The organism is Pseudonocardia xishanensis (genome assembly GCF_039541715.1).
Taxonomy (GTDB): domain Bacteria; phylum Actinomycetota; class Actinomycetes; order Mycobacteriales; family Pseudonocardiaceae; genus Pseudonocardia; species Pseudonocardia xishanensis.
Window position 1 is genome coordinate 58,320 of record NZ_BAABGT010000083.1, and the last position, 25,799, is coordinate 84,118.

Consider the following 25,799-nt stretch of genomic DNA (forward strand, 5'->3'; position numbering starts at 1 on the left):
CACATCAGGAGGCGGTTGCTCCGGAGTTCACTGCGAGGGCCTGCGCGGTCACCGCACTAACGAGCCGCGTCCGAGGTGAGGAACAGGACGGCCGCCGAGATGGCCTCGGACTCCTGGGCGGCGGGTTCCTGATCGGCCCCGCGATGTCCACTGCGATCACGCCCGCACCCTCACGCGCGAGCGCCACGGCGTGTGAGCGGCCCTGTCGGCGCGCCTCTCCGGTGCCCAGAGCGACCTTGCCCTCGACCCTGCCTGTCATTGCGACTCCCTCGTCTGACACCCCTGGCGCTCGACCACGAGCTCCCTCCGTACTGAGGGAGCGAACGTGTCGTTACAGGCGTCGGTCGATGCAGACGTGCTGGTCATGATCATCAATCGTCCTCACTCCCACCCGACACCGGACTCCGATTACTCGTTCAACCGGCAAAGATCCGCTGGCTCATCGAACACGACTACCGCGAACTCGAAGACGGCCTCGGCCTGGACCCCGTCGAAGGCCGCAGCTACCTCGGCTGGCACCGCCACGTCACCGTCACCGCAACTCGCCCAGGCCTTCTGCCAGCCTGCGTCACGACCCGGAAGCCCCTGCGCCGGCTGACCCTCTATGCCGTCCTCCGCGAGATCCAGACCCTCCTCGGCGCCTGGACCGGCGCCTGACACACCTGCAAACGCCCCTACCCCAACCCGACCTGTCAAAGCCCTACTAGTCGCTGTGAGCGTGGGCAGGCACCCGATCCCCGGCCTTGATGAAGGTGAAGCCCGGGAACCCTAGTTCACGCTCCGCGTCGCAGAGATCGAAGTAGGTGTTGGCGCCGCCGAGGTAGTACAGGGTGCTCGGTTTGCGACCGTCGATGTTGCTGCCGACGATCCAGGAACTCGCCGCCTGGCCGGTCGACAGCGTGAGCAGGGTCTGCTCGCCGATTCCTCGGGCCGACGTGGTCCACTCGTCGGCGGCCTCGACCGTCGCCTCGATGACCGGACCGCCGATCGAGCGAGCATGATCGATCGCGGAGGCGATGAACTCGACGTTGTGCTCGATGCAGGAAGGAAGGTTTCCGAAAGCCGAGAGCGGGCCTATGATGGTGAACAGGTTCGGAAACTCCGGGACCGCAAGCCCCAGATAGTTCGACGGCCCCTCGGCCCAGACCTCGGTCAGCGGGAGTCCACCGCGGCCCGCGATGTTCAGCCGAAGGATGCCCCCGGTCGCGGCGTCGAAGCCGGTGGCGAGGACGACGACGTCGAACTCGAGCTCCGTTGCGTCGATGATCAGGCCTGCCTCGGTGAACCGCTCAATGGGCGTGGCCGCGATGTCCACGACCGAGACGTTCGGCTGGTTGAAGGTCTCCAGGTAGCCGACGCCGCCCGGCGGACGCTTGATCCCGAACGGGTAGGTGGTTGGGATGAGCTTCTCGGCCGTGGCAGGGTCGTGAACCGTGTCCCGGATCTTCTGCCGGATGTACTCGGCGACCACCTCGTTCGACTCGGCATCCACGAGGAGATCGTCGTAGGTGGCCATCAGCATGCCGAGACCACCCTCGGTCCAGGCTCGCGCGAGAACCTCCGCGCGTTCCTCGGGGTCGGCGGCCTTGGCCGAGGGCCCCGCAGACTTGAGGTACTGGGAGAACGGGCTGGACCGCAGGAAGGCCTGAATCTCGTCGTGATCGCGGCGGTAGGCGGCCCGGTCCTCGTCGGTGAACTCGGGGCTGACGGCGGGGGCGACGTAGTTGGGGGTCCGCTGCAGCACCGTCACTGCGGCCGCGGTCTTGGCCAGTTCCGGCAGCGCCTGGATGCCGGAGGCCCCCGAGCCGATGACGGCCACTCGCTTGCCCGTGACGTCGAGGCCCTCGTGTGGCCACCGGGCAGTGTGCACGAGAGTGCCGCGGTAGGAGTCGAGCTCGGGGAAGCGGGGCACGTTGACGGCGGACAGACAGCCGACCCCGGCGATGAGGTAGGAGCAGCGGTAGACGCTGCCGTCCGCACTGTGCACGGTCCACCGTGCCGTGTCGTCGTCCCATCGGGCGCCGGTGACGGTCGAGCCGAAACGGAAATGCTTGGTGAGGTCGAGTCGCCGGGCTACGAACTCGAGATAGGCGAGGACCTCGGGCTGCGTCGGGTAGAGCTCCGACCAGTCCCACTCCTCGCGCAGCTCCTTCGAGAATGTGTAGCAGTAGACGAAGGCCTTGCTGTCGGTACGGGCCCCGGGGTAGCGGTTCCAGTACCAGGTGCCGCCGATACCGTCCGCGGCCTCGAGACCGCGGACGGTCAATCCGCGTTCGCGCAGGACGTACACCGCGTCGAGACCCGCGAATCCGGCGCCGATGACGAGCGCGTCGGTTTCCACAGCGTCGATGCTGGGCTGGTCGGGCACTATCGATCTCCTTCGGTCAGGTCGGCGCCGAGGCCTCGGGGCCGGTCGCGCCGTGGTTTGCACGTCTCGGATCCGCACCGGTGAGAGTTACCGAGGTGCGTCGACCGCGACGTGCTCGGCGGTGCAGACGAGGGCGCGCACCACGGCTGGAGGATCGCTCTGGATGGCCTCGGACGCGGTCATCCGACCTGATCGAGCGAAGGCCCACATCCCGTCGACCGAACTCTGGACGTCCTCCGACTCGATCTCGTAGATCGCCACGTAGGGCAGTCCCGGGCCTGCCGGCGCGTAGCGCCGGGCGCTCACGAAGCCGTCACACGACACGATCTCCCGCAGGTGGACCTTGTCGTACCACTCGTTGTACTCGGCCTCCTGCTCCGGCGATGTGGGGTAGGACTCCACATAGCAGATCCCTTTTTGCATCGCAGCACTCCTTCCGAACGGTGGAGGTCGGGGGAGGCGCGGCCTCGGCGAACCTGCGTCCGGGCACGGCCGTGTCCCGATCTCGTGGAGCCGACGGCGTAGGGCCGGTGCCGGCAGGACTCGATTAGTGACGAGCATTACCCAAGCAGTCGTTGACGGATATGTCAACAGCGTTCTGGCCAGAGTGCCGGGACTGACCAACCTGGCGTCCGACTATGCCGGTACCCGGCTTTCTTGATCCTCTCGAACCACGAGTCGATGTCGTCGACCTGGAAGCCGAGCTCATGCACGCCGGTGTGGCAGTAGCGGAGGTTCTCCTCAGGCGTCGTCACGACCAACGGGTTGATCGGCTGCTGGAGCTCGATCACCGCTCCGTAAGGGTGTGTTGTCACGGCGCAGAGCGAGCGGCTCCCTCGATCTTCAAGATGTCGTCGAGCAGAGCCGGTGCCATGCTCGTCTGAGGTCGTCGGCCTCGCCGTCGGGGAGCGTCCGGCGCACGGCGGCCCTGAAGCCCATGACGTCGCGCCAGAACGCGGCGGCCCGGTCGAGGTTTTCTGAGGTCGGAGGGCGGTGGAACCGCATTCGCGTGCCGAGACGATGATCGCCATGGCTCGCCGGCGAATGCGGGTAGTCGGCTCCGGGCGGCGTAGTCATGAGGATCGCCAGTCGATGGACCCGTACCCGTACCGGTACCCGTGGAGGGTGCGGATGCGCAGCCGAACGTCTTGCTGCCTCGCGAGGGTGGGGAATCGGGCCTTGGTCTCGGTGGAGACTTGGCCCGCGGCCTCGCCGGGCACGGTGAAGTTCCGGAGCAGCGCGTCGCGCCCGTTCGCGCCTCTCGTCGAGCTCGTCGAGGGTGGTGTCGCGGCGGCGAGGTGCTGGATCTGCTCGATGGCGTCGATCATCTCGCTGAGCAGCGGGAGGTCACGCTGCATAGAGCGGGCGGGCCTCGGCGAGCACGTGGTCGGGAGACGTCCGGACCGCACATCGACTGGGCCGGGCAGGCGCGGCAGATGCGTGAGCTCGCGGAGGCGAAGGGCCTGTCGATCCGCCAGCTGGTGATCGAGGTCAGCGGCGCACGCCAGCTGTTCGTCGGTACCCCCGCCTCGGTGGCCGAGCAGATCAACCACCACGTGCAGAACGACGCGGCCGACGGCTTCATCCTCTTCCAGCACATCACCCCTGGCGGGCTGGACGAGTTCGCCGCGAAGGTCGTGCCCGAGCTGCAGGACCGTGGCGTGTTCCGGACCGAGTGCACCGAGCTGCGGGAACAAACGATCCGGCTGGTGCTCGACGCGAAGGCCGCCCCGGACGGCGGGGGCGGGAACGTCTTCAAGCGCATCGGCGGGCAGTGGGGGATCAGCCCGGAGACGTTGTGCGGCTGGGTGAAGCAGGTCGAGATCGACAACGGCGGCAGGCCGGGCACGACCATCGACGGCGCGACGCGGTTGGCTGAGCTCGAGCGTGAGGTTCGGGAGCTACGGCGGGCGAACGCCATTCTTGAATCCAAGCAATATGTTGCTGTGCGCTACGGCGAGCGACTCGTGGAAGTCGACGCATTGGCCGAAGCCCTACACGCCGACGCCGACCTCGCCCGGCAGCACGCCGGAGCGTGAGAACCGAGCCGTTATCAAACCCGGGACTTGACCCCTTCGCTGGGCCGGCACATCAACAAGTTGGCACTCCAGAGCCCGCGTGCGACGGGAAGCTGCCCGGAGATGTGACCGGATCTGTGACGTGCAGGACGGCCCTCACGACATGTCCTGGGTCGCCATCCTTGCCTCGACGGTCCGGAATGTCCCGGCCGGTCGGATGAAGTGGCCCGCACCTCACCCACGCTGAGATCGCTGACTCAATCTCGCGCACGTCGTGCCAGGGCGAGCTCACTCCGATTACATGGGCACGGCGCGATCTTATCCCCCGCTGTCGGATCTGTACGGCAGCCAGGTGACGAGGTCGGGCCACATGATGAGCAGCACAAGGATGGCCGCGGCTGCTGCGACGAAGGGGAGAACTCCCCTGAATTGAGTGGTCAACGTGATGCGCTCGCCGAGATTGGTGCGAGGTTCCTGGACGAGCCGGTTGACAACGAACACCAGCATACCGATCGGCGGGAACACCATGCCGATCTCGCACATGATCACGATGAAGACACCGAACCACACCAGGTCGACCCCGGCGGCTTCGAGGGCCGGGGCGAGAATCGGGACGGTCAGCAGGATCATCGGCAGCGACTCGAGGAACATCCCGAGGACGAGGTAGACCAGGATCAGGACTATCAGCAGCTGCACCCGGGTGAGGTTCCAGGCGATCAGCTCCTCGGTGACGAGGGTGGCGAGGCCGCTCCGGGCGATCGCCGAGGTCAGCATCAGCGCGCCGATGACGATGAGGAAGATCCCGGCGACGGAGGTGATGGACTCCCGCACGCACGTCGCCACGAACCGCAGCGGGCCCAGCCGGCCGCCGTTGCCGTCGCGCGTCTGGGCGAAGTAGCTCACCAGCACCGACACGACCGCGCCGACGGCCCCGGCCTCGGTCGCGGTGAAGATCCCCGCGTACATGCCGCCGAGAACCGGCAGCATGATCGCGATGACCGGGAGGAGTTGCGTTACGGCCCGCAGCTGCTGCGCCCAGGTGGAGGTGACGCGCTCGGAGCGGGGTGCGGCCGTCGGGACCAGCACTGCCCAGGCGGCGATGACAACGCAGTACGCGACGGCGATGATGGCGCCCGGCACGATGCCGGACAGCAGTTGGGGCCCGATCGGGGTCTCGGCGACGCCGGCGTAGATCACCAGGAGCACACTCGGCGGGATCAGCTGGCCCAGCGTCCCCGCCATGGTGACGGACCCGGTCGCAAGCGCCGGCGAGTACTTCGCCCGGAGCATCTCCGGGACGGCCATCTTCGTCAGCGCCATGGTGATTCCCATGGTGCTCCCGCTGGCGGACGACAGGACCGCGCCAGCGAAGTTCGTCGTGATGCCGAGACCACCCGGCAGCTGACGGAACCACACCCGGGCCGACCCATAGGCACGGCCGGTGACGCCCGAGACCCACATCGCGATGCCCATGAGCACGAACATCGGGATGACGCTGTAGCTCCATGAGGCGACGCCCTCGAACGTGATCGACTGCAGGGACGACTCCGCCAACTGCACGTCGCGAATCCCGATCATGGCCACGACAGCAGCGAGGATCATGGCGAAGCCGACGGGGATGCCCATCGCCAGCAGGCCGAGGAGGACGAGGATTGTCAGGCCGCCCGTTGCGGTCTTCCCCAGGTCCCCTGTCGCCACCACAACCGAGAGCCCCATAGTCGCGACTGTCGTGGCGAGGTACACCAGGCGGAGCACAACGGCGGGGCGCGGTGACGTGTCGAGGGCAGGGGTGGTCGTCGAGGGGGGGATTCCCGTCATGCAACGGCCTCCGGTTCCGGCTCGGGGAGAAGATCTGGACGAAGTACGACGGCGTACAGCCGGGCGATCGCACAGCAGGTCGCGATGACGAGCGCGACCGCGACCGCGACGTGTCCTGGCCAGAAGGGGAGCCAGCCCACAACCGTCGAGCGCTCCCCGTTGCTCACCGAGTCGACGGCTTCGCCGATCGCCAGGTACGCCATCCACAGCAGCATGACCACGCTGGCGACCTCGCAGACCGCCGCCGCCGCGCGCCGCAGGCCGGCGTCCGCGTTGTCGAAGACGAGCGTGACCCGTACATGCTGGCCGTTGATCTGGACCAGGCCCACGCAGAGCAGGCCGGCCGCGGGCATCAGCCACTGACCGACGATGTCGAGGGTCCCCTCCACCGGCCGGTTGGCGACCCACCGCATCACGACATCCAGCGTCACGAGGACGGCCATCGCCACCACTGCGGCCCCGGCGACCGTGGCGGCGGCGTGCGCCATCCTGCGCACCAGGGACAGGACCGCACCGTCGGCAACGGTGCGCGGGCTGTGTTCGGTCATGGTCGGCAATCTCCGTTCGCCAGCGTGGAGCGTCCACGCACCGGCGCCCGGGGAGGGACAGCGGACTTGCCCCGGACCGAGGCGGTGTCGGACGGCACATGTGGGGTCGCGGTGGTCACCGCAGCTGTGTGGCGATCTCGTCGAACCAGGTGTTGAGGACGCTGGTGCTGTTGCCCAGGGCCGCGTAGGCATCGCGGACCGCGTCGGGGTTCGCCGCGTCGCTCGTCCTCAGACCGGCCGCGACGAGCGAGGACTCCCACCTGGCCACACGCTCCTGGAATGCTGTGTCGAACGCCTCCGGATCGGCGATGCCGGCGTCGGCCAGCTTCTTGAGCGACGCGGCTCGCAGAGCGACGGAGCCGCTCGCCAGCACGTCCCGGATCTTGTTCGGATCGTCGAACTGGAGACCGTGCTCCCTCGGGCCGAGGGTCGCCACCTCGGAGAGGTCGGTCAGGATCTGGGAGATGTCGGTCCTGAACAGGGTCGCGGTCTCCTCGCGGAGGATGTTCTGCGCCTCGGGTGGCAGCGACTCGAACGTGTTCTTGTTCATGCCCCAGACGAGGCTGGTGTTCAGAGCGAAGACCCCGGGAATGATCCACTTGGCGTGGTCCCACAGCTGTCGGTTCTCCAGCAGGTACATCGGCGCGATGACACAGTCGATGACACCGCGCTGGAGGGCTTCGTAGGCCTCGGTCAGCGGGATCTGCACCGGTACCATGCCGATGCTCGCCGCCTGGGTGGACCAGGCCTCACCTGCCAGCCGGACCCGGCGGCCCGCCAGGTCGCTGACGCTGTCCGCGGGCTTGGTGCAGAACAGGTCGTTCGACACTGCGGTGCCGCCCAGCAGCTCGACGTTTTGGGCCTCGTACTCGGCCCGAAGGTCCGGGTCCTCGACCGCCGTCTCGTACATGGCCGCGGCGCCGGCGAGGAGGGTGTGCGGGAGCTTGCGGTCGGGATCGGAGAGCAGACCGGCGATCGCGTTGGTTCGGGGGAGCTCGTTGCTCACCGAGGTGACGATCAGTGAGATGTCCGCCAGACCGTCACTGAGTCCGGACAGCGAGGATTCCACCGGCATCAGCACAGCGCCATACTGGAGGTCGAAGGTGATCTTGCCGCCGGTTCGCTCCCCGACGTTCCTGGCGAACGCCTCGAACTCGAGAGCCTGGTCGACACCCTTCACGCTGTGTACGTTGACGACCAGCTCGACCGGGTCCATTTTCGCGATCGATGTCGCCGACCCGGAGGGCCCGGAGCAGGCGGTCACGGCGCAGCACAGTGAGGTCACGGCGCCCAGCACGATGCCCTGGCGGAACGACGACGCACGTCGGGCGATGACTGTCATCGGACCGTCTCCGTGGCCTGCTCATGGCACTCGCCGTCGCCGGCGTGCCGGCGACCCCGCCGCCCGTCGTGGCCCCCCGTCGTTACGGGACGGTACAGCGAGGATGAGGCCTGTTCTGTCATTCGCAGCTCCTTCGCGGCGACGGCGTCGGGGGCGTCAGGACGACAGCTGCACGGGACCGCGCACCGACGCACCATGCTCACCGGGCGGGCTCGGCGGGCAGCTCACACTGTCCCGATATCGGACATGGCGGACAGCATTCTGATATCGGATGTGGCGGGCGAAACCGGCCTTCCAAGAACGGAGTGCAGGTGAGGACATGAGCGGCCGCCGGAGTGGGGTTGTGTCGCTGCGCTGAGGCGCGGGCCACGAGAAGTTGATGATGCGTTCCCGCCTGTTCAGATCGTGGCAGTCACGATCGTCCGTACCGTCCAGCTCGGGGTGCGGATCACCGACGCCGCTCTGCACTGTGAGACCGCGGTGTTGTAGTGCGACCTGCCCATCGACGCCCTGGGTCGTGCCCGGGGGTGCGGGGCGGTCGGGGTCTACCGCGACAGCGTCGAGCGCCGCGTCAGCGACATGCCGGTGGTCGGGCATCCGCTGCAGCTGCGCGTGCGGGTGCCGCGCTACCAGTGCGAGGATGACGGCTGCGCCCGCGAGGTCTTCGTCCACGACTCGTCCCGGGGCCTCGACCACCCGGCGGTGCGCGGACGATATGTTGCGGCGCTTGGCGATCGATAAGGCCACCGCCGCCGTGGTCGCCCGCGAGCTGGGCCGCTGCTGGGACACCGTGAACAGCGTCGCCGTCGCCGCCACCGAGGCTCTGCCGCTCGCCGCCGGCCCCGCCCGCCTCGACGGGGTCCAGGTGATCGGACTCGACGTGCACGAGTGGGCCCATGTGTTCGTAGCCAGCGGCGACGGGTTCGTCACCGTGATCACCGATTAGACCGCCGTCGTTGCAGGTCACGGGACCGCGCGACTGTTCAACGTGGCCGCGGACCGCTCGGCCGAAGCGCTGAGGACCTGGTTCGGCGTCCCGCGACCAGACCTTCCGTGACAGGTCTGGGTGGTGGCGATGGACGGGTTCGGCGGCTCCACAAGAACGCCGCCACCAACGTATGTCCCGGACGCGGTGACGGTGATTGGCCCGTTCCACGTCGTTGCAGTGGCCGGGCACAAGCTCGATGTGTGTCAGGCGGCGACGAGCTCGTCGCGGTCGAGGTCACCTGGCGGGCTTCTCGGCAGATCATCCGATCATCGCCGTCTACGCCACCGAGGACCGGCGACGCGGCAAGGCACTACTCACACACATGATCGACCGGCTCCGCAGCGGGCCACCGGCCGGGCTCGACGAACTCGGCCCCCTCGGTCGGGCCCTGCACCGTCGCCTCGGCGACGTCCTCGCCTACTCGACCACCACGTCTGGAACGGTCCGACCGAGGCAATCAACGGCCGCCGCGAGGCGCTGCGCCGAAGCGCCCTGGGCTTCCGAAACCTGCTCAACTACCGGATCCAGTCGCTACAGCACTGCGCAGCAGTCCTTGCAGTCCAAATCCGGGCGAACCAAATGAGTCCTGCCTGCAACCTCACGCCGTCGCTGGCCAACGGATTCTTGGAAAGTACGAGAAGAGGCGTCTCGAATCGTGGAGATGGGGCGCCTCGGCATGTCCGGAATACGGGCGCCCACTGGTGAGGCCAATGGCCCGCGTCAGTCCGGTCAGCGCAACGGCGGCGCGGTACGCGTTTCCGTAGGGCGAGGGGCCTTCCGCTGCCAATGCAAGGTCGTTGACCGGTGCGGCTGTGATAACGCGAAGAGTACTTCTGGCGGAAGTTACGACGGCTGCCGCGCGCTCACGGATTGCTGCTGAATCGGCAGAGGCCGGTTGCCGGTGGGTTACTGGTCCCATCGAGCCGGCATGCGCTGTGTCGCATTTTCGGACAGTGTTACGTAGTCAGTCGGTTCTCTGTCTAGTGTCGCTAGGATGGAGAACGAGTCTGGCAATGAAGTGCTGATGCACATCGATGCGGGGTTGGCAATAATCACCATTAATCGTCCTGCTGCACGGAATGCGATCAACCATGCGGTTGCGGTCGGCCTGGCGTCGGTGATCGACGAGATGGAGTCTCGGCCGGATGTGGTGATCGGGATCATCACCGGCGCTGGCGGCACCTTCTGCGCCGGCATGGACCTGAAGGCGTTCCTCGCCGGCGAGGACATGATCATTCCGGGGCGGGGGTTGGCTGGTATCTGCGAGCGGCCGCCGCGGAAGCCGGTGATCGCCGCGGTCGAGGGTTGGGCGCTCGCCGGCGGCTGCGAGGTGGCGCTTGCCTGCGATCTGATGGTCGCCGCCTCGGATGCACGGTTCGGGCTGCCGGAGACCAAGCGTGGCTTGATCGCGGCGGCGGGGGGGCTGCTGCGTCTGCCGCGGCGTATCCCGCCGGCGGTGGCGATGGAGTACGCGTTGACCGGTGAGGCGTTCAGTGCTGAGGTCGCCCACAGGTACGGGCTGGTGAACCGGCTCACAGAGCCTGGTCGGGCGCTCGAGGGGGCCAAGGCACTGGCCGCGCAGATCAGGGCAAACGGCCCGCTCGCCGTCGCGGCGACGAAGGAGATCGTGTCCGGCGCGCTCGACGACAGTCTTGAAGCCGGGTTCGTCCGCCAGCAGCCGCTCCTCGAGGCGATCCTGGGCTCTGCGGACGCCCGCGAGGGTGCCGCGGCGTTCGCCGAGAAGCGTGCGCCGGAGTGGACCGGCCGCTGACGTCGGCTCGCCGCCTGCCGTGGTGCCCGCCGTTCACCGGCGGGCACCCCCTGTCTGCTCAGCCGATCTCGAGCGCGTCGTTCGCCAGCCGCGCCGCCGCCGACATGTCGGACAGCTCGCAGGCCGCGACGTACTCTCGGCGGAGGCGGCGGGTGAGTTCGGCGACGGTGGGGAGGTCGTCGATCAGGTCGATGCCCTGCCCGGCGCTCCAGACATCGACCCAGTAACGCAGGTCCTTCGGCAGGCCTGGCGACGCAGGGGCGTCGAGGGCGTCGACGTCAATACCCACGCGAGCGAGCGAGGCGGCCAGCCAGTTCGCCGGGACACCCCCCTCGGCTGCGACGTAACGCAGGTCGACCGACGTCGAGTCGACGAGCATCGACTTGTAGTCACGGTGCGCCATCGACTCCTGCGTGGCGATGAAGCGAGTTCCCAGGTAGGCGAGGTCGGCCCCGAGGATCTCGGCCGCCCGCACGGCGGCCCCGGTCGCGATGGCCCCGGCCGCGATGATCGTGCCGTCGTAGAACTCCCTGACCTTCGGGATCAGCGCGAGGTGGCTGACCGTGCCGGAGTGCCCGCCGCCGCCCGCGCCGATGCAGACGACGCCGTCGACACCGGCGTCGATTGCCTTCTCCGCGAACCGGACGCTGGTCACGTCGTGGAAGACCAGGCCTCCCCAGTCGTGGACCTCCTCGGTCAGCCGCCTGGGGTTCCCGGTCGCGCTGATGATGACGCGCACCCCGTACTTCGCGCAGATCCTCAGGTTGTCCCGCAGCTCGGCGGGATCGATCTTGGCGGTGAAGTTGACGGCGAGCGGGCCGGGATTCTCGACCTCGTCGAGGCTGGACCGGATGGCGGCGAGCCAGGACTCGAACTGCTCCGTGGTCCGGGCGTTCGCGCGCGGCAACGCACCCACGATTCCGGCGCGGCAGGCCTCGCCGACGAGGTCCGGGCCGCTGACGAGGAACATCGGCGGGCAGATGGCCGGGAGCACGAGTGAGCTGCGCAGCCCGCTGTCGAGCGACACGGAGACCTCCGGGTGACGCCGGTCGGACCGGCAGACGGACCTGTTGACGGCACGGACGCTAGCGGGGGGCGGGCGCGCCCGCCCGAGCCTGATTCGTAATGGAACACCACGCCCACCCGCGATGTCCTATAACGCGACATCGCCCTGCACGGGTGGCCGGGGAAGTCAGAATCGGCAAGGCCCCGCACACTGCTGCTCCGCCCGGCTCGAAGGTGCGCCCCGGGCCGGCCGGGCACCATCGAAACGGGAGGTGCGGGTACTTGATCGACTACGACACCGGCGGGAGCTACGAGGAGGCACTGGCGCTGGTAGGCGTGGCGCGCCGCGAGCTGGTCGCCGAGGTCGCCGTCGAGCAGGGCCAAGTCGAGGCCTTCTGCTCGCAGATCGAGGACGCCCGGGCGGCCTACTGGGACCACGACCTGTCCGATGCGCCCGGTGGCCTGCTCATGGCGGTCTTCCAGCGACTGCCCTGGCGCCCGGGAGGTGCCAAGCGTGAGGTGGCGTTCGGAGCCACCATCCCGCTGCCGATGCGCACCCTTGTCAACGTCTCCACCGAGACCACGTTCTTCAGACAGCTGCGGGTCGGTGACCGGCTGACGGCCGTCGAGGAGCTGGTCGCGGTCAGCGAGCTCAAGCAGTCCAGGCTGGGGAAGGGACATTTCGTCACCACCAGGTCGATCTACGTGGACCAGGACGGCGACGAGGTCGCCGAGAACGTCAACGTGCTGTTCCGGTTCAGTCCCGACGAGCCCGGGAGCGGATCGTGACCGCCGCCCGGTCGCTCGCCCCAGCTGCGATGGAGGACGGCCTGGAGCTGCCCGAGACGGTGCTGGCGATGACCGCCAGTCGCGTCCTGCTGATCCCGTCGGCCAGCCGTGACTACTTCGCCGGCCATCACCTCGAGAGCTATGCCCGCGACGTGCAGCACCTCGAGACCGTCTACGCCAACACGATGATGCTGCAGGGGTTCATCGACCGCACCGTCCTCGGTCCTGTCGGCCCGGCCTGGTACGTCCTGAAGCGTGAGATGTCGCTGCTCGCGCCGGCCTACGTCGGGCCTGACCTCGTCGGAAGGGCGACGGTGCGCGGCTCCGGGACCCTCGTCAACGGCGTGCACGTCGTCAGGCTGGGCGTGGAGCTGGTGTCCGGCTCGCGCTCCGCGGCGCGGGCGCGCGTCGTGATCGCGGACTCGGCCGAGGTGCCGAGAGCGGTGCTCGAGCGCAGCGACCTCGGCGGAGCGGCGGCATGAGGGCGCCCGCGCGCTCGGGCGCGCTGGCCGGGCTTCGGGTCCTCGAGCTGTCCGGGATCGGGCCCGGTCCGTTCGCGGCGATGCTGTTGGGCGACATGGGTGCCGACGTCGTGCGCGTCGATCGTCCCGAGGTACTGCGGGGGCCCGCGGTGCAGCCGACGGACCTGCTGCGGCGAAGCCGCCGGTCCGTGGCTCTCGACCTGAAGTCCGAGCACGACCTCGGGATCCTGCTCCGGCTGGTCGACCGGGCCGACGTCCTGATCGAGGGTTACCGGCCGGGCGTGGCGGAACGGCTCGGCTTCGGGCCGAAGGTCTGCCTGGACCGCAACCCGGGCCTGGTCTACGGCCGGATGACAGGGTGGGGACAGGGCGGCCCGCTCGCGCAGACCGCCGGCCACGACATCACCTACCTCGCGGTGAGCGGTGCGCTGCACGTCGTCGGACGCGCGGGCGAGCCGCCCGCGATCCCGGTGAACCTCCTCGGTGACTTCGGCGGCGGGTCCGCCTACCTCGTGATGGGCATCCTCGCCGCGCTCCACGAGCGGCACACCTCCGGGTTGGGCCAGGTGGTCGACGCGGCGATCGTCGACGGCGCGGCGTCGCTGACCACCTTCCTGCACGGACTCGTGCACAGCGGTGAGTGGCAGGACGAGCGCGGGGTCAACCTCCTCGACTCCGGCCGACCCTGGTACGACGTGTACCGCTGCTCCGATGACCGCCACGTCGCGGTCGGGGCACTCGAACCGAAGTTCTTCGCCGAGCTCATGCACGGACTCGGCCTGGATCCCGATTCCTGGGACCGCGACGACGAGTCGTCGTGGCCGGCGCTGCGAGCCGAGCTGGCCGGTCGCTTCGCCTCCCGGACCCGGGACGAGTGGAGCGAGCACTTCGCCGGGACGGATGCCTGCGTCGCGCCGGTCCTGGGGCTCGCGGAGGCGGCGATCTCCGCGCACGCGCGGGCGCGGCAGGCGTTCGTGACGGTCGACGAGGTGGCGCAGCCCGCTCCGGCCCCCCGGTTGAGCCGGACTCCGTCACGTGGGTTGACCCCGCCAGCCGGCCACGGCGAGCACGCCGCCGAGGTCCTCGGCGAGTGGGGGGTGGCCGGCATCGACGGGGGGCGTGCCGGTGCCCCGACATCGAGCGGATGACGCCGGGCAGGCGAGGAGGCGCGCCGTGAGCCGAACCCTCCGTGGCAAGGCCGCGGTCGTTGGTGTCGGCGAGTCCGAGTTCGCCAAGCACGGTCAGTCACGGCGGAGCGAGTTCCAGCTCTGCCTCGACGCGATCCTGGCTGCCTGCTCGGACGCGGGTGTCTCACCGAGGTCGATCGACGGCTTCGTCAGCTTCGCCAACGACGCGAACACGTCTTCAAGGGTCGCCGCCGCCCTGGGGGTGGACGAGGTGCGATGGTCGACGATGCAGTGGCAGGGAGGCGGCGTCGGCGGGGCCGGGGCCGTCCAGCAGGCCTGTGCCGCGGTCGCCGTCGGCGCGGCCGAGTGCGTGGTGGTGTACCGCGCGCTCGCCCAGGTCGACGGCCGACGCTTCGGCCGGCCGAAGGTCGGTGCGGCGACCCGCCGGACCTCGCCGCTCACCGCGCCGTACGGGCTGCTCAGCGCCGCGCAGCACTACGCACTGATCGTCAACCGCTTCTTCCACGAGACCGGGATCCCTGCGAGCACCCAGCGCGAGATCGCCCTGACCAGCTACTTCCACGCACAGCAGAACCCGCGTGCCGTCCGTTACGGACGGCCGCTCGACGCGGCGACCTACGACACCGCACGCTGGGTCGTCGAGCCGTTCCGGCTCTACGACTGCTGCCAGGAGAGCGACGGCGCGGCCGCGGTAATCGTCGTGCCCGCGGAACGGGCCCCGTCGTTGTCCGAACGTCCCGCCTATGTGCTGGGTGCGGCGCAGGGCAACGGCCATCGTGGGGGCGGCATCCTCGGCGACGTCCTCGACGCGCGGAACTTCGCCACCGCCGAGTACACGACCCTCGCCCCACGGATGTTCGCCGAGGCGGGGATCACCGCGGCCGACGTGGACGTCGTCCAGGCCTACGAGAATTTCACGGGAGGTGTCGTCATGTCGCTGTTCGAGCACGGCTTCGTGACGCGGGAGAACGCGGGGTCGCTACTGACCCTCGACAACCTCCGGGCGGACACCGGGTCGCTGCCGCTGAACACCAGCGGCGGCAATCTGGCCGAGTGCTACGTGCACGGGATGGGTCTGCACACGGAGGCGGTCCGCCAGCTGCAGGGGCGTTCGTCCAACCAGGTGCGGGACGCGGACGTCAGCCTCGTGATCGCCGGGCCGATGTCGGCCCCGGCCAGCACCGTCGTCTACGGGTCGGCGGCGACCCTGTGAACGACCCGGTGAGCGACCACGTGCTTCCCGAGCTGTTCACCCGGCAGGCCGGCGGCGCCGTCGACATCGTCGCCCCGGTTCAGGTCGCCGCCCGGGAGGGCCGTCTGGTCGTGCAGCAGTGTGCCGAGTGCGGCAGCTTCCAGAGCCCTCCGGAACACCTCTGCCACGCGTGTCTGTCGGAGGAGCTCGCCTTCGTCGACCACGCGCCGCAGGGCGTGGTGTTCAGCTGGGCGCGGGTCTGGCATCCGGTCGACGACGCCCTCGCCGCCGCCTGCCCCTACGTCGTGCTGCTCGTGTCGTTGCCCGACGCCGGTAACGTCCGGGTGATCGGGAACCTCGTGGGCGACCCAGACCAGCCGATCGTCATCGGCTCCGCGGTCAACGCCGTCTTCGAGCACCACGAGGGCTACTCGCTTGTGCAGTGGGCTCTCGCCTGATCTCGTGCTGGTCACGAGCTATCCGAAGGAGGATCAGCCGGTGCCGTTCAGCTTTCCGGCCTCGTTGGCCGACCAGGTGGCGCTGCGGGGCGACAAGGTGGCCTTGGTCGACGGGGAGATCTCGATCACCTACCGCGAGCTGCACCGCCGGTCGGATCTGGTCGCTGCGGGCCTTGCCGGGGCGGGGGTGGCGCCCGGAGAGCGGGTCGTCTACATCGGACACGGTCGGCTCGAGTTCTTCGAGCTGCTCTACGGAGCCGCGAAGCTTGGCGCGGTGATCACCCCGCTGAACTGGCGCGTGACAGACGAGGAGATCGCCGCGCTGATCGCCGACACGCGGGCGAGATTCGTGGTCGTCGACGACGAGTTCGCCGCACTCGTGCCCGACGGCGTGCGGCGACTGCTGACCGGCGCCGACTTCGGCAGCTGGCGGGAGCGGCAGGAGGGCGGGCTCGTGCCGTGCCGTGCACCGTCGCCCGACGACGTGGTGGTCCAGTCGTACACCTCGGGAACGACCGGGCTGCCCAAGGGCGTGCTGCTGACCAACCGCATGTACGAGTCCTACATCCGAATCTGCCCGACCTACGGACTCGACGACCGGTCGGTCATCGGGCTCCCCCAGCCGGTGCATCACGTCGGGGGCAACGCGACGTTCTCGATGGGGCTGACCCAGGGCGGCACCGTGGTCCTGTTCAGAGCCTTCCGCGTGGACAATGCGCTGGACCTGATCGAGCGGCACCGCGTCACCTTCCTGACCCTCGCCCCAGTGATGCTGACGATGCTCGTCCGTGCCCAGCACGAGCATCCCCGGGACCTGTCCAGATGGGACGCCGTCATGTACGGCGGGCAGGCGATCAGCGAGGCCGCGATCCGGGAGATCCGCGAGATCCTGGAGACACGGCTGTTCCAGGCCTTCGGCATGACGGAGACCTGTGGGGCGGTGACGAACCTCGAGCCCGACGAGCACACCGGAGGACTGGCCCTCTCCGCCGGCCGGGCGTTCCCGTGGAACGAGGTGGGGATCTTCGACCCGGTCACCCTCGAGCCGTGCCCCGACGGCGAGGTGGGGGAGCTCTGGATCCGCTCGGTGCAGTGCACGCCGGGCTACTGGAACCGGCCAGAGGCGACCTCGGCGCTCTACGCCCCGGGTGGCTGGTTGCGCACCGGCGACGTCGGGTACCTGGACCGCGCCGGTTATCTGTTTCTCACGGACCGGATGACCGACAAGATCGTCACGGGCGGGGAGAACGTCTATCCACGCGAGGTCGAGTCTGTGCTACTGCAGCACCCGTCCGTCGACGACTTGGTCGTGGTCGGCGGCCCTGACGAGAAATGGGGCGAGACCGTGGTAGCCGTCGTCGTGCCCGTTGCGGGCGGGTGCCTGACGGCGGACGAGCTGCTGTCCTGGACCCAGGACCGCATCGCCGGGTTCCGGCGACCGCGCCGGGTCGTGTTCGTCGACCAGCTGCCCCGGTCGGCGGAGGGCAAGATCCTGCGCCGCGAGCTGCGGGGCTCACTCTGGCAGGGGACCCGGCGGATCGGCTGACCATGGCTGTCTGCTCGTCGCGAACGCTCCTCGCCGAGGGCCGCCCTCACAGCGCGCGGCGAGCGAGGTCCGCACGGGCCGGATGGCGGCCGTGACGTGGGAGCCGGGGTTGTCCCAATGTGCGACAGCGACGGCGGACCCGGGCCCGGCCGTTCCTACGGTGAGGATCGGACGGTGGCCCGCCTCGGCGCTCAGGCCACGGACCGCCGCCCGACCGGGACCGCCCGGTCCGTGCTACGTCCGCACCACGACAGAGGAGTTCCATGCGAGACGCCGTCATCGTCGCAGCGGTCCGCACGCCGCTGGGCAAGCGCAACGGAGGATTGGCGGACGTCCATCCGGCCGATCTCTCCGCGCAGGTCCTGACCGGGCTCGCCGAGCGCAGCGCGATCGATCCCGCGCTCGTCGACGACGTCATCTGGGGCTGTGTCGGCCAGATCGGCGACCAGACCCTGGACATCGCCCGGACCGCCGTGCTGTCCGCGGGCTGGCCCGAGAGCGTTCCCGGGGTGACTGTGGACCGCCAGTGCGGCTCGTCCCAGCAGTCGGTGCACTTCGCCGCCGCGGGCCTGGTCGCGGGGCACTACGACGTCGTCGTGGCCGGGGGCGTGGAGTCGATGTCCCGGGTGCCGATGGGCTCCAGCTTCGCGGACGGCAACCCGATCGGTCCGGCGTTCGCCGTCCGCTACGGCCCTGAGGCGCCGAACCAGGGCATCGGTGCGGAGTTGATCGCCGAGCGGTGGGGTCTGTCCCGCGCCCAGCTCGACGAGTTCTCCCTGGAGTCCCACGAGAAGGCGGCTCGCGCCCAGGACGAGGGCCGGTTCGACGACCAGATCATCCCGGTGACCACGCCGAGCGGCTCGGTCGTGACCCGCGACGAGGGAGTCCGCCGCGGGACGACCCCCGAGCGCATGGCCGGCCTCACCCCCGCCTTCCACCCTGACGGCGTCGTCACGGCCGGCAACTCCTCGCAGATCAGCGACGGGTCGGCGGCGCTGCTGATGACCACGTCGGAACGGGCGTCCGAGCTCGGGCTGCGTCCTCTCGCCCGGGTGCACACCGCGGTTGTGGCCGGGGCGGATCCGATCATCATGCTCACCGCGCCGATCCCCGCCACCCAGAAGGCGCTCGCCCGCAGCGGCCTGGCCATCGACGAGATCGGGGCGTTCGAGGTCAACGAGGCATTCGCCCCGGTCCCGCTGGCCTGGCTGGCCGACACCGGTGCCGACCCCAAGTCGCTCAACGTCCACGGCGGTGCGATCGCCTTGGGGCACCCGCTCGGCGGGTCCGGGGCGCGCCTCATGACCACGCTCGTCCATCACATGCGCGACGCCGGTATCCGCTACGGCCTGCAGACGATGTGCGAGGGCGGCGGGCAGGCCAACACCACCATCATCGAACTTCTCTGACTCGAACACTGGGAGGACGAACCCCCATGGACATCACCGGAACGTCGGCGCTGGTCACCGGCGGCGCCTCGGGCCTGGGCCTGGCCACCGCCCGCAGGCTGCTCTCCGCCGGGGCCCGGGTGCTCCTCGTCGACCTGCCGAGCTCGGCCGGAGCGGCCGTCGCCGGCGAGCTGGGCAAGGATGCCGCCTTCGCGGCGGCTGACGTCACCGACGAGGATCAGGTCGCTGCCGCGCTTGACGCCGCGTTCGAGCTCGGCGAGCTGCGGACCGTGGTGAACTGCGCCGGCACCGGCGACGCGATCCGAGTCCTCGGCAAGCACGGCGTCTACCCACTGGACAAGTTTGAGCGGGTCGTCCGCATCAACCTCGTGGGCACCTTCAACGTCATCCGGCTCGCCGCCGAGCGAATGGTCAAGCTCGAGCCGCTCGGGGAGGAGCGCGGTGTCGTCGTGAACACCGCCTCGGCCGCGGCGTTCGACGGCCAGATCGGCCAGGCGGCCTACTCGGCGTCGAAGGGCGGCGTCGTCGGGATGACCCTGCCGATCGCTCGGGACCTCGCCCAGCACCTGATCCGGGTCATGACGATCGCACCCGGCCTGTTCGACACACCACTGCTCGCGACGCTGTCCGAGGAGGCGCGCGCGTCGCTGGGCCGGCAGGTGCCGCACCCGTCGCGCCTCGGCGACCCGAGCGAGTTCGCCCAGCTGGTGGCCCACATCGTCGAGAACCCGATGCTCAACGGTGAAGTCATCAGGCTCGACGGCTCGATCCGCATGGCCCCGCGGTAGCACAGCCGTGGACATCGACCAGCTCCTCTCCCATCCGGCTGACCAGCGGTACGCCGATGTGCGCAATGCCGTCGCCTGGCTGACCGAGAAGTACGACCGGGACTACATCCGCAAGTGCACGGCGCTCGAGGAACGGCCGAACGAGCTCATGGCGGCCCTCGCGGAGGGCGGGCTGCTCGGTCTGGGCGTGGCACCGGAAGCCGGCGGGCAGGGCGGCGGGCTGGGCGAGGAGCTCACACTCGTCGAGTCGCTCGCCCGCGCAGGCGTCCCGGCGGGCACGTTCCTCATCGGCAACTTCGTGCGCAGCCTGGTCCTGCGCTACGGCAGCGAAGAGCAGGTCGCGTCGTTCGTCCCCGGCTCCCTGGACGGGACCGGCATCTACAGCTTCGCCATCACCGAGCCGGACAACGGCACCAACACCTTCGCGATGCGCACCCGGGCGGACCGGGCCGACACCGGCTGGATGCTCAACGGCGAGAAGTGCTTCATCTCGCACATCGGCTCGGCGACCCACGCGATGATCGTCGCCCGCTCCGCGCCGTATGACCAGGCGGCGAGGTCAGACGGCCTGTCGATCTTCCTCACCGAGCTGCCCGTCGCCGGGCTGACGGCGACGCCGATGAACATCCACCAGGGCGGGGTGGACAAGCAGTACATCGTCCGGCTCGAGGACGTCCGGCTGCCGGCCACGGCACTGGTCGGCGAGGCGGGGAAGGGCGCCCGCTACCTGTTCAGCGCGCTGAACCCCGAGCGCCTGCTCGTGGCGGCGCAGGCCATCGGCTTCGCCACGTTCCTGCTCGCCAAGGCGACCCGCTACGCCGGTGAGCGGGCACCCTTCGGCCGCCCGATCGGTGAGTACCAGGCGGTGCAGCATCCCCTCGCGCGGGCGTTCATCGGTCTTCGCGCCGCCCGGTCGCTGATGTTCGAGGCCGCCGACGCCATCGACGCGGGAGCGCCGGCCGGCGTCCTCTCCAACTCCGCCAAGTACCTCGCCACCGAGTACGCCTGCGAGGCGCTCGACGCCGTCACGCAGGTTCACGGCGGGTACGCCTTCGACGAGGACTATGACATCGTCACCTTCCACCGCCAGCTGCGGTTGTGGCGGATCGCGCCGGTGAACAACGACACGCTGCTCAATTTCGTCGCGGAGAAGGCCCTCGGCCTGCCGACGAGCCGATGACCGCGCAGCTGAGCACGCCGTTCACCGAGCAGTTCGGGGTGCGCTACCCGATCGTGCAGGGCGGAATGCAGTGGGTCGGCCGCGCGGAGCTCGCGTCCGCGGTCTCCAACGCGGGCGGCCTGGGCATGATCACGGCGCTGACCTTCCCGACACCAGCCGACCTCGCCGTCGAGATCGAGCGGGCCCGAACCCTCACCGACCAGCCCTTCGGGGTGAACCTCACCATCCTGCCGACCATCGCGCCGCCGCCCTACGACGAGTACCGCAAGGTCATCATCGACTCGGGTGTCTCGATCGTCGAGACGGCCGGATCGAACCCCGAGCCCCACCTGGAGTCCTTCTCGCCGCACGGCATCAGGGTGGTGCACAAGTGCACCAGCGTCCGGCACGCGGTCAAGGCGGAGCGCGCCGGGGTAGACGCGATCAGCATCGACGGCTTCGAGTGTGCCGGGCATCCCGGGGAGGACGACGTTCCGGGGCTCGTCCTCATCCCACTGACCGTGCGTGCCGTGACGATCCCGGTGATCGCTTCCGGCGGGTTCGCCGACGGCCGCGGCCTCGCCGCCGCGCTCGCCCTGGGTGCCGCCGGCATCAACATGGGGACGCGCTTCATGTGCACCGCCGAGGCACCGGTCCACGACGCCGTCAAGCGGTGCATCGTCGCGGCCGGCGAGCACGACACCGAGCTGATCTTCCGCCCGTTGCGCAACACCGCCAGGGTCGCGCGCAACGCGGTGAGCACCGAGGTCGTGCGCATCCTCGCCGACGGCGGTGAGTTCGCGGACGTCCGCGAGCTGGTGAGGGGCGTCCGCGGCCGCCAGGTGTTCGAGAGCGGTGACCTGGACGCGGGCATCTGGACGGCCGGCCTCGCCCAAGCGCTGATCGAGGACGTGCCCTCGGTCGCCGATCTCGTGGAGCGCATCGTGACCGACGCCGCGGAGAGCCTGCGTGGCGCGATGGACATGTTCGGTGCACCCGGGCGGCCGACCGAGGAGCCGGCGTGACCACCGCAGCCCACGCGGAAGGACGAGGCCAACCATGATCGACAGCACCCAGGGGCAGGGTCCCGAGCCGCGAGTCCGTGCCTACTCGACATCGGACGAATCGCCGTGGCCCGACGGCCGTCGCCTGCTGCCCCACCGCAGACTCGCGCGACTCGCCCGCCGCCATGGCACGAGGACAGCGGTCGTCGGCAGCTCCGGCTCGTACTCCTACACCGAGTTCGACGACCTCGTCACCCGGCTCGCAAGCGGACTGCTCGCACTCGGTGCCCGCCGCGGCGAGGTCGTGGCGGTCTGCCTCGACAACATCCCCGAGTACCTCGCCATGTACTACGCGGCCTCACGCGGCGGATTCGCCTACGCCCCCATCAGCAGGCACGCAGTGGCCGAGGAGATCGATTGGCTGCTGGCCGAGCTGGCTCCCCGCCTCGTCCTCGGCGACGTCACGTCCCCGGCCGCCGTCACCGTCCCGGAGGTGCTGTCCGCCGGCTCCGACCGCATGCCGGAGGGGCACGACGTCCGGGAGACGGACGTGATGAGCCTGAGCTTCTCCTCGGGGACCACCGGCCGACCCAAGATGTTCGGCCGCGACCAGCGGCTGCGTGAGCACTACGCCCTCGAGATGGCCCTCGAGATGGGCCTCGGCGCCGGCGACGTCAACCTCGTGGTCGCCCCGCTCGCGCACGCGGCGATGCAGATCGCCGTGTCGAACCTGGCGGTCGGCGCGCAGGTTGTGGTCCGTGAGAAGTTCGACGCGGCCACCCTATTCGCGGACGTGGAGGCGGTCGGGGCCACGAACGCGATGCTGGTCCCGACCATGATCACCAGGCTGGTCGACCGGCCCGCGCCGCCGTGCCTGACGACCGTGGTCTCGCTCGGCGCGCCGCTGGTGCCCCAGCTCAAGCGGCGGATGGCGGAGAACTGGCCGGGCGTCGGCCTGTACGAGATGTACGGCTCGACGGAGGCCGGCATGGTCACTGTGCTCCGCCCCGAAGAGCAGCACCACCATCCCGAGGCCGTGGGCAAGCCCGCGTTCCTCGCCGAGGTGGTGGTCTGCGACGAGGCCGGCCGCAGCCTCGGAACCGGTGAGCTGGGCACCATCTACGTCCGCGGCCCGATGACCGCCACCGTGATGGGCAGCATCCCCGCGCCGGAACTGCCGGGACCGCTGCGCGGCGGCGGCTGGATCGGCTTCGGGGACCTCGGCGAGTTCGATGCGGAGGGCTTCCTGTCGTTGACCGCCCGCCGGGACGACCTCATCCTGTCCGGTGCACTCAACGTCTACCCCGCCGAGGTCGAGCGGGTCCTGCTGGAGATCCCCGGCGTCGACGCCGCTGCGGTGGTGGGTGTCGAGGACCCGGAATGGGGACAGGTCGTCTGCGCGACGCTGGTCGGCTCCGTGACCGAGGACGTCGTCGCCGAGCACTGCGCCGCCCGGCTCGCCACCTACAAGCGGCCACGCCGGATCAGGTTCCTCGACCACCTACCGACCTCGCCCAACGGGAAGCTCTCCCGCTCCCGGCTGCGCGAGTTCCTCAACGCCGAGGCCCCGGTCACGGACCTGGACAGGTCGCGCTGACCGCCCCGCATCGCGCCGAATCCGCATCCCGCACGCCACATCGAGCAGAAAGGCACTGACATCAAGCGATCGCTGTACGAGCCCGAACACGAGATGTTCCGCGCCACGGTGTGTGAGTACATCGCGCGCGAAGTCCGACCACATCTCGAGGAGTGGGACCAGAACCGCTCGGTCAGCCCGCGGGCCTGGCGGGCCGCCGCCGACCAGGGCATCGTGGGCCTGCTCGCCCCCCAGGAGTTCGGCGGCGCCGGGCTGACGGACTGGCGCTTCCGCAACGTGATCATGGAGGAGCTCGCGAAGGTCCCGGCCGGCGCGCTCTCGGCCTGCTTCTCCGTCCAGGACGACATCGTGACCCCCTACGTCGCCTCGCTGGGCGACGCCGACCAGAAGGCACGGTGGCTACCCCCGATGTGCCGGGGCGAGCTGATCATGGCGATCGCCATGACCGAGCCCGGGACCGGCAGCGACCTCCAGGGGATCCGCACCGCGGGTGAGCGCGTCGACGGGGGATGGATCGTCAACGGCGCGAAGACCTTCATCAGCTCCGGTATCAACTCCGGCGCCGTGATCACCGTGGTCCGGACGAAGCCGGACGGTGGCCCGGACGGGTTCAGTCTCCTCGTCGTGGAGGAGGGGATGGCGGGGTTCACCCGCGGCCGCAAGCTCGACAAGATCGGGCTCGCCGCGCAGGACACCGCCGAGCTGTCCTTCGCCGACGTCTTCGTACCCGACGCCAACCTTCTCGGCGTCGAGGGCGAAGCACTCGCGCAGCTCAAGCACCACCTGCCCACCGAACGGCTGGCCATCGCGGCCAGCGCCATGGCGGCAGCCGACGCCGCCCTCAGCTGGACCCTCGACTACGTCGTGGAGCGCAGGGCGTTCGGTCGGTCGATCGCCGACTTCCAGAACACGCGGTTCGTCCTCGCCGAGGTCGCCACCGAGCTCGACGTGCTGCGCGCCTACCTCGACGCCGCGGTTGTGGCGCTCTCCGCCGGCGAGCTGACCGCGGTCGAGGCCGCCCAGGCCAAGATGCACGCCACCGAGGTCGGCGGCCGGGCCATCGACCGGCTCCTGCAGCTGTTCGGCGGCTATGGCTACATGCGCGAGTACCCCATCGCCCGCGCCTACGAGGACGCCCGCGTGCAGCGGATCTACGGCGGGACCAACGAGATCATGAAGTCGATCATCGGCAGTGCCCTGGTCCGGAACCGCTGAGACCCTTTCGGGACCGGCGGCAGGAGAAACGACGTGGTCCGCATCGCAGAGCTCGAGATCGACGTGTCCAGGGCGACGGGCCTCGGCGAGCCTCTGCACACCGCGGTCACCGTCGCGTGCCCGGACGTCGTGCCGGCGCACCCGCTGGTGTGCTTTGCGTTTCCGGGAGCGGGGTACGGTCGCGGCTACTTCTCCTTCGACATGCCGGACTCATCCGGAGGTGGGCAGGCCGGCCATCACGCCGCGGGCGGGTGGATCGTCGTTGCCTGCGACCATCTGGGGGTCGGGGACAGCTCGACGCCGGCGAACCCCGCGCAGCTGACCTTGGACGTCCTGGCGGCGGCCAACGCGGCGACCGTCGAGACGGTCTCCACGCGACTGCAGGAAGGCAGGCTTCTCCGCGACCTGCCGCCACTCGCGTCACCGACCCGGATCGGGATCGGGCAGTCGATGGGTGGCGCGATCCTGATCGTCCACCAAGGCCGGCACGCGACGTTCGACGCCATCGCGGTGCTCGGCTTCAGCGCCTACCACACCGTGATCCCACGGCCGCCCGGAATGCCCGCGCATCCCGGCCGGTTGATCCCGCGCGGTGCGCTCGCCACCACCGTGATCCCACCCCGTGTGGGGGCGGCCGATCCGGCGGTGTCGTACCGGTCGCCCGACGGACGCCTGCCCCCACACACCTGGGCTTTTCACCACGAGGAGACGCCGCTCGACGTCGTCACCGCAGACCTGGTCGACTACCCCACCCGCGGCGGCGTGCTCCCGCCCTGGGCCAGCGCCACCGTCCCACCTGCCGCCTTCTCGGTGACCTCTCCGGGGGTGGTCTCTCTCGAGGCGTCGGTGATCGAGTGTCCGGTGCTCCTCGCGACCGGGGAGCGGGACACGGTGCCTCAACCCCGCATGGAGCCGCTCTACTACGAAAGCGCCCGTGACGTCACGGTGTCGATCACGCCGCGGATGGCCCACATGCACAACTTCGCGCCGACCCGGGAACTGCTGTGGTCTCGTCTGGAGACCTGGGGTGCGGGCGTCGCATTGCTTCGCGGGAGCGCCGCATCGAGCCAGAGAGCGGCACCCACCGTGAACACGCGCGGACGAACGCCGGACTGAGCGCCTCCCTCTGGTGAGCGAGGGGCACGCCGCCCTCG

General features: G+C 69.7%; 26 protein-coding genes and 2 pseudogenes. 20 read left to right on the top strand and 8 right to left on the bottom strand.

The window, feature by feature from the left end:
- Positions 1 to 366 precede the first annotated feature (366 nt).
- Positions 367 to 596, top strand: a pseudogene (locus ABD993_RS36900) (IS701 family transposase); the annotation flags it as partial.
- A 107-nt stretch (positions 597 to 703) separates the two neighbouring features.
- Here ABD993_RS36900 and ABD993_RS26470 read toward each other — a convergent pair.
- From ABD993_RS26470 to ABD993_RS26485, 4 genes are all read right to left on the bottom strand, one after another.
- A complete protein-coding gene (locus tag ABD993_RS26470; RefSeq protein ID WP_345424115.1) occupies positions 704 to 2,368 on the bottom strand; it encodes a flavin-containing monooxygenase in 1,665 nt (554 codons plus the stop codon).
- 87 nt (positions 2,369 to 2,455) lie between these two features.
- Positions 2,456 to 2,791, bottom strand: coding sequence for a hypothetical protein (locus ABD993_RS26475; RefSeq protein WP_345424117.1), 336 nt, complete (start codon positions 2,789 to 2,791; stop codon positions 2,456 to 2,458).
- 164 nt (positions 2,792 to 2,955) lie between these two features.
- Positions 2,956 to 3,159: a VOC family protein gene (locus ABD993_RS26480; protein ID WP_345424118.1), complete on the bottom strand. Its 204-nt coding sequence runs from the start codon at positions 3,157 to 3,159 to the stop codon at positions 2,956 to 2,958.
- 282 nt (positions 3,160 to 3,441) lie between these two features.
- On the bottom strand, positions 3,442 to 3,696 hold the full coding sequence (locus tag ABD993_RS26485) for a ribonuclease HepT family protein (RefSeq protein ID WP_345424120.1): 255 nt from the start codon (positions 3,694 to 3,696) through the stop codon (positions 3,442 to 3,444).
- Between the two features lie 99 nt (positions 3,697 to 3,795).
- On the opposite strand from ABD993_RS26485, the pseudogene ABD993_RS26490 reads away from it, so the two are divergent.
- Both ABD993_RS26490 and ABD993_RS26495 read left to right on the top strand, forming a co-directional pair.
- Positions 3,796 to 4,062: pseudogene (locus ABD993_RS26490) on the top strand (F420-dependent methylene-tetrahydromethanopterin reductase); the annotation flags it as partial.
- Positions 4,063 to 4,077: 15 nt separating this feature from the next.
- The gene (locus ABD993_RS26495) at positions 4,078 to 4,407 is read left to right on the top strand and encodes a transposase (RefSeq protein WP_345424250.1); all 330 of its coding nucleotides are present in this window, start codon (positions 4,078 to 4,080) and stop codon (positions 4,405 to 4,407) included.
- Positions 4,408 to 4,704: 297 nt separating this feature from the next.
- Here ABD993_RS26495 and ABD993_RS26500 read toward each other — a convergent pair whose 3' ends face one another.
- From ABD993_RS26500 to ABD993_RS26510, 3 genes are all read right to left on the bottom strand, one after another.
- Entirely contained in the window at positions 4,705 to 6,102 is a 1,398-nt protein-coding gene (locus ABD993_RS26500; protein ID WP_345424122.1) for a TRAP transporter large permease, read from the bottom strand.
- 98 nt (positions 6,103 to 6,200) lie between these two features.
- Positions 6,201 to 6,752 (bottom strand): TRAP transporter small permease, encoded by a 552-nt coding sequence (locus ABD993_RS26505; protein WP_345424124.1) that lies wholly within the window; start codon positions 6,750 to 6,752, stop codon positions 6,201 to 6,203.
- Between the two features lie 115 nt (positions 6,753 to 6,867).
- Complete coding sequence (locus ABD993_RS26510; RefSeq protein ID WP_345424127.1) at positions 6,868 to 8,094, bottom strand: type 2 periplasmic-binding domain-containing protein; 1,227 nt, start codon at positions 8,092 to 8,094, stop codon at positions 6,868 to 6,870.
- A gap of 510 nt (positions 8,095 to 8,604) precedes the next feature.
- On the opposite strand from ABD993_RS26510, the gene ABD993_RS36905 reads away from it, so the two are divergent.
- The 4 genes from ABD993_RS36905 to ABD993_RS26520 all read left to right on the top strand — a co-directional run bounded on the left by ABD993_RS36905 (position 8,605) and on the right by ABD993_RS26520 (position 10,853).
- A complete protein-coding gene (locus tag ABD993_RS36905; protein ID WP_425569150.1) occupies positions 8,605 to 8,835 on the top strand; it encodes a transposase family protein in 231 nt (76 codons plus the stop codon).
- The gene (locus tag ABD993_RS26515; protein WP_345424129.1) at positions 8,822 to 9,040 is read left to right on the top strand and encodes a hypothetical protein; all 219 of its coding nucleotides are present in this window, start codon (positions 8,822 to 8,824) and stop codon (positions 9,038 to 9,040) included. Before ABD993_RS36905 ends, ABD993_RS26515 begins: the two co-directional genes overlap by 14 nt.
- A 129-nt stretch (positions 9,041 to 9,169) precedes the next feature.
- The gene (locus ABD993_RS36910; RefSeq protein ID WP_425569147.1) at positions 9,170 to 9,787 is read left to right on the top strand and encodes a transposase; all 618 of its coding nucleotides are present in this window, start codon (positions 9,170 to 9,172) and stop codon (positions 9,785 to 9,787) included.
- A gap of 289 nt (positions 9,788 to 10,076) precedes the next feature.
- Positions 10,077 to 10,853, top strand: a complete 777-nt coding sequence (locus ABD993_RS26520) for a crotonase/enoyl-CoA hydratase family protein (RefSeq protein WP_345424132.1) — start codon at positions 10,077 to 10,079, stop codon at positions 10,851 to 10,853.
- 58 nt (positions 10,854 to 10,911) lie between these two features.
- Here ABD993_RS26520 and ABD993_RS26525 read toward each other — a convergent pair whose 3' ends face one another.
- Complete coding sequence (locus tag ABD993_RS26525; RefSeq protein ID WP_345424135.1) at positions 10,912 to 11,880, bottom strand: NAD(P)H-dependent flavin oxidoreductase; 969 nt, start codon at positions 11,878 to 11,880, stop codon at positions 10,912 to 10,914.
- Between the two features lie 260 nt (positions 11,881 to 12,140).
- Between ABD993_RS26525 and ABD993_RS26530 the strand changes: the two genes are divergently transcribed.
- The 13 genes from ABD993_RS26530 to ABD993_RS26590 all read left to right on the top strand — a co-directional run bounded on the left by ABD993_RS26530 (position 12,141) and on the right by ABD993_RS26590 (position 25,761).
- Entirely contained in the window at positions 12,141 to 12,647 is a 507-nt protein-coding gene (locus tag ABD993_RS26530) for an FAS1-like dehydratase domain-containing protein (protein WP_345424138.1), read from the top strand.
- Entirely contained in the window at positions 12,644 to 13,129 is a 486-nt protein-coding gene (locus ABD993_RS26535; protein ID WP_345424141.1) for a hotdog family protein, read from the top strand. Before ABD993_RS26530 ends, ABD993_RS26535 begins: the two co-directional genes overlap by 4 nt.
- Entirely contained in the window at positions 13,126 to 14,277 is a 1,152-nt protein-coding gene (locus ABD993_RS26540; RefSeq protein WP_345424144.1) for a CaiB/BaiF CoA transferase family protein, read from the top strand. The genes ABD993_RS26535 and ABD993_RS26540 overlap by 4 nt, the downstream gene beginning before the upstream one ends.
- A gap of 25 nt (positions 14,278 to 14,302) precedes the next feature.
- Positions 14,303 to 15,490, top strand: a complete 1,188-nt coding sequence (locus ABD993_RS26545) for a thiolase C-terminal domain-containing protein (protein WP_345424147.1) — start codon at positions 14,303 to 14,305, stop codon at positions 15,488 to 15,490.
- 8 nt (positions 15,491 to 15,498) lie between these two features.
- On the top strand, positions 15,499 to 15,927 hold the full coding sequence (locus tag ABD993_RS26550; protein ID WP_345424150.1) for a Zn-ribbon domain-containing OB-fold protein: 429 nt from the start codon (positions 15,499 to 15,501) through the stop codon (positions 15,925 to 15,927).
- A gap of 40 nt (positions 15,928 to 15,967) precedes the next feature.
- Positions 15,968 to 17,473, top strand: coding sequence for an AMP-binding protein (locus ABD993_RS26555; RefSeq protein ID WP_345424153.1), 1,506 nt, complete (start codon positions 15,968 to 15,970; stop codon positions 17,471 to 17,473).
- A gap of 263 nt (positions 17,474 to 17,736) precedes the next feature.
- Complete coding sequence (locus tag ABD993_RS26560) at positions 17,737 to 18,882, top strand: thiolase family protein (protein WP_345424155.1); 1,146 nt, start codon at positions 17,737 to 17,739, stop codon at positions 18,880 to 18,882.
- 26 nt (positions 18,883 to 18,908) lie between these two features.
- Positions 18,909 to 19,670 carry a 3-hydroxyacyl-CoA dehydrogenase gene (locus ABD993_RS26565; protein WP_345424158.1) on the top strand — a complete coding sequence of 254 codons (762 nt, stop codon included), beginning with the start codon at positions 18,909 to 18,911 and terminating at the stop codon, positions 19,668 to 19,670.
- 7 nt (positions 19,671 to 19,677) lie between these two features.
- Positions 19,678 to 20,850, top strand: a complete 1,173-nt coding sequence (locus tag ABD993_RS26570) for an acyl-CoA dehydrogenase family protein (protein WP_345424160.1) — start codon at positions 19,678 to 19,680, stop codon at positions 20,848 to 20,850.
- A complete protein-coding gene (locus tag ABD993_RS26575) occupies positions 20,847 to 21,854 on the top strand; it encodes an NAD(P)H-dependent flavin oxidoreductase (protein ID WP_345424162.1) in 1,008 nt (335 codons plus the stop codon). Before ABD993_RS26570 ends, ABD993_RS26575 begins: the two co-directional genes overlap by 4 nt.
- 34 nt (positions 21,855 to 21,888) lie before the next feature.
- Entirely contained in the window at positions 21,889 to 23,430 is a 1,542-nt protein-coding gene (locus ABD993_RS26580; protein WP_345424165.1) for a class I adenylate-forming enzyme family protein, read from the top strand.
- A gap of 93 nt (positions 23,431 to 23,523) precedes the next feature.
- Entirely contained in the window at positions 23,524 to 24,645 is a 1,122-nt protein-coding gene (locus tag ABD993_RS26585; RefSeq protein ID WP_345424168.1) for an acyl-CoA dehydrogenase family protein, read from the top strand.
- Between the two features lie 33 nt (positions 24,646 to 24,678).
- Complete coding sequence (locus ABD993_RS26590; protein ID WP_345424171.1) at positions 24,679 to 25,761, top strand: alpha/beta fold hydrolase; 1,083 nt, start codon at positions 24,679 to 24,681, stop codon at positions 25,759 to 25,761.
- Positions 25,762 to 25,799: the final 38 nt, after the last annotated feature.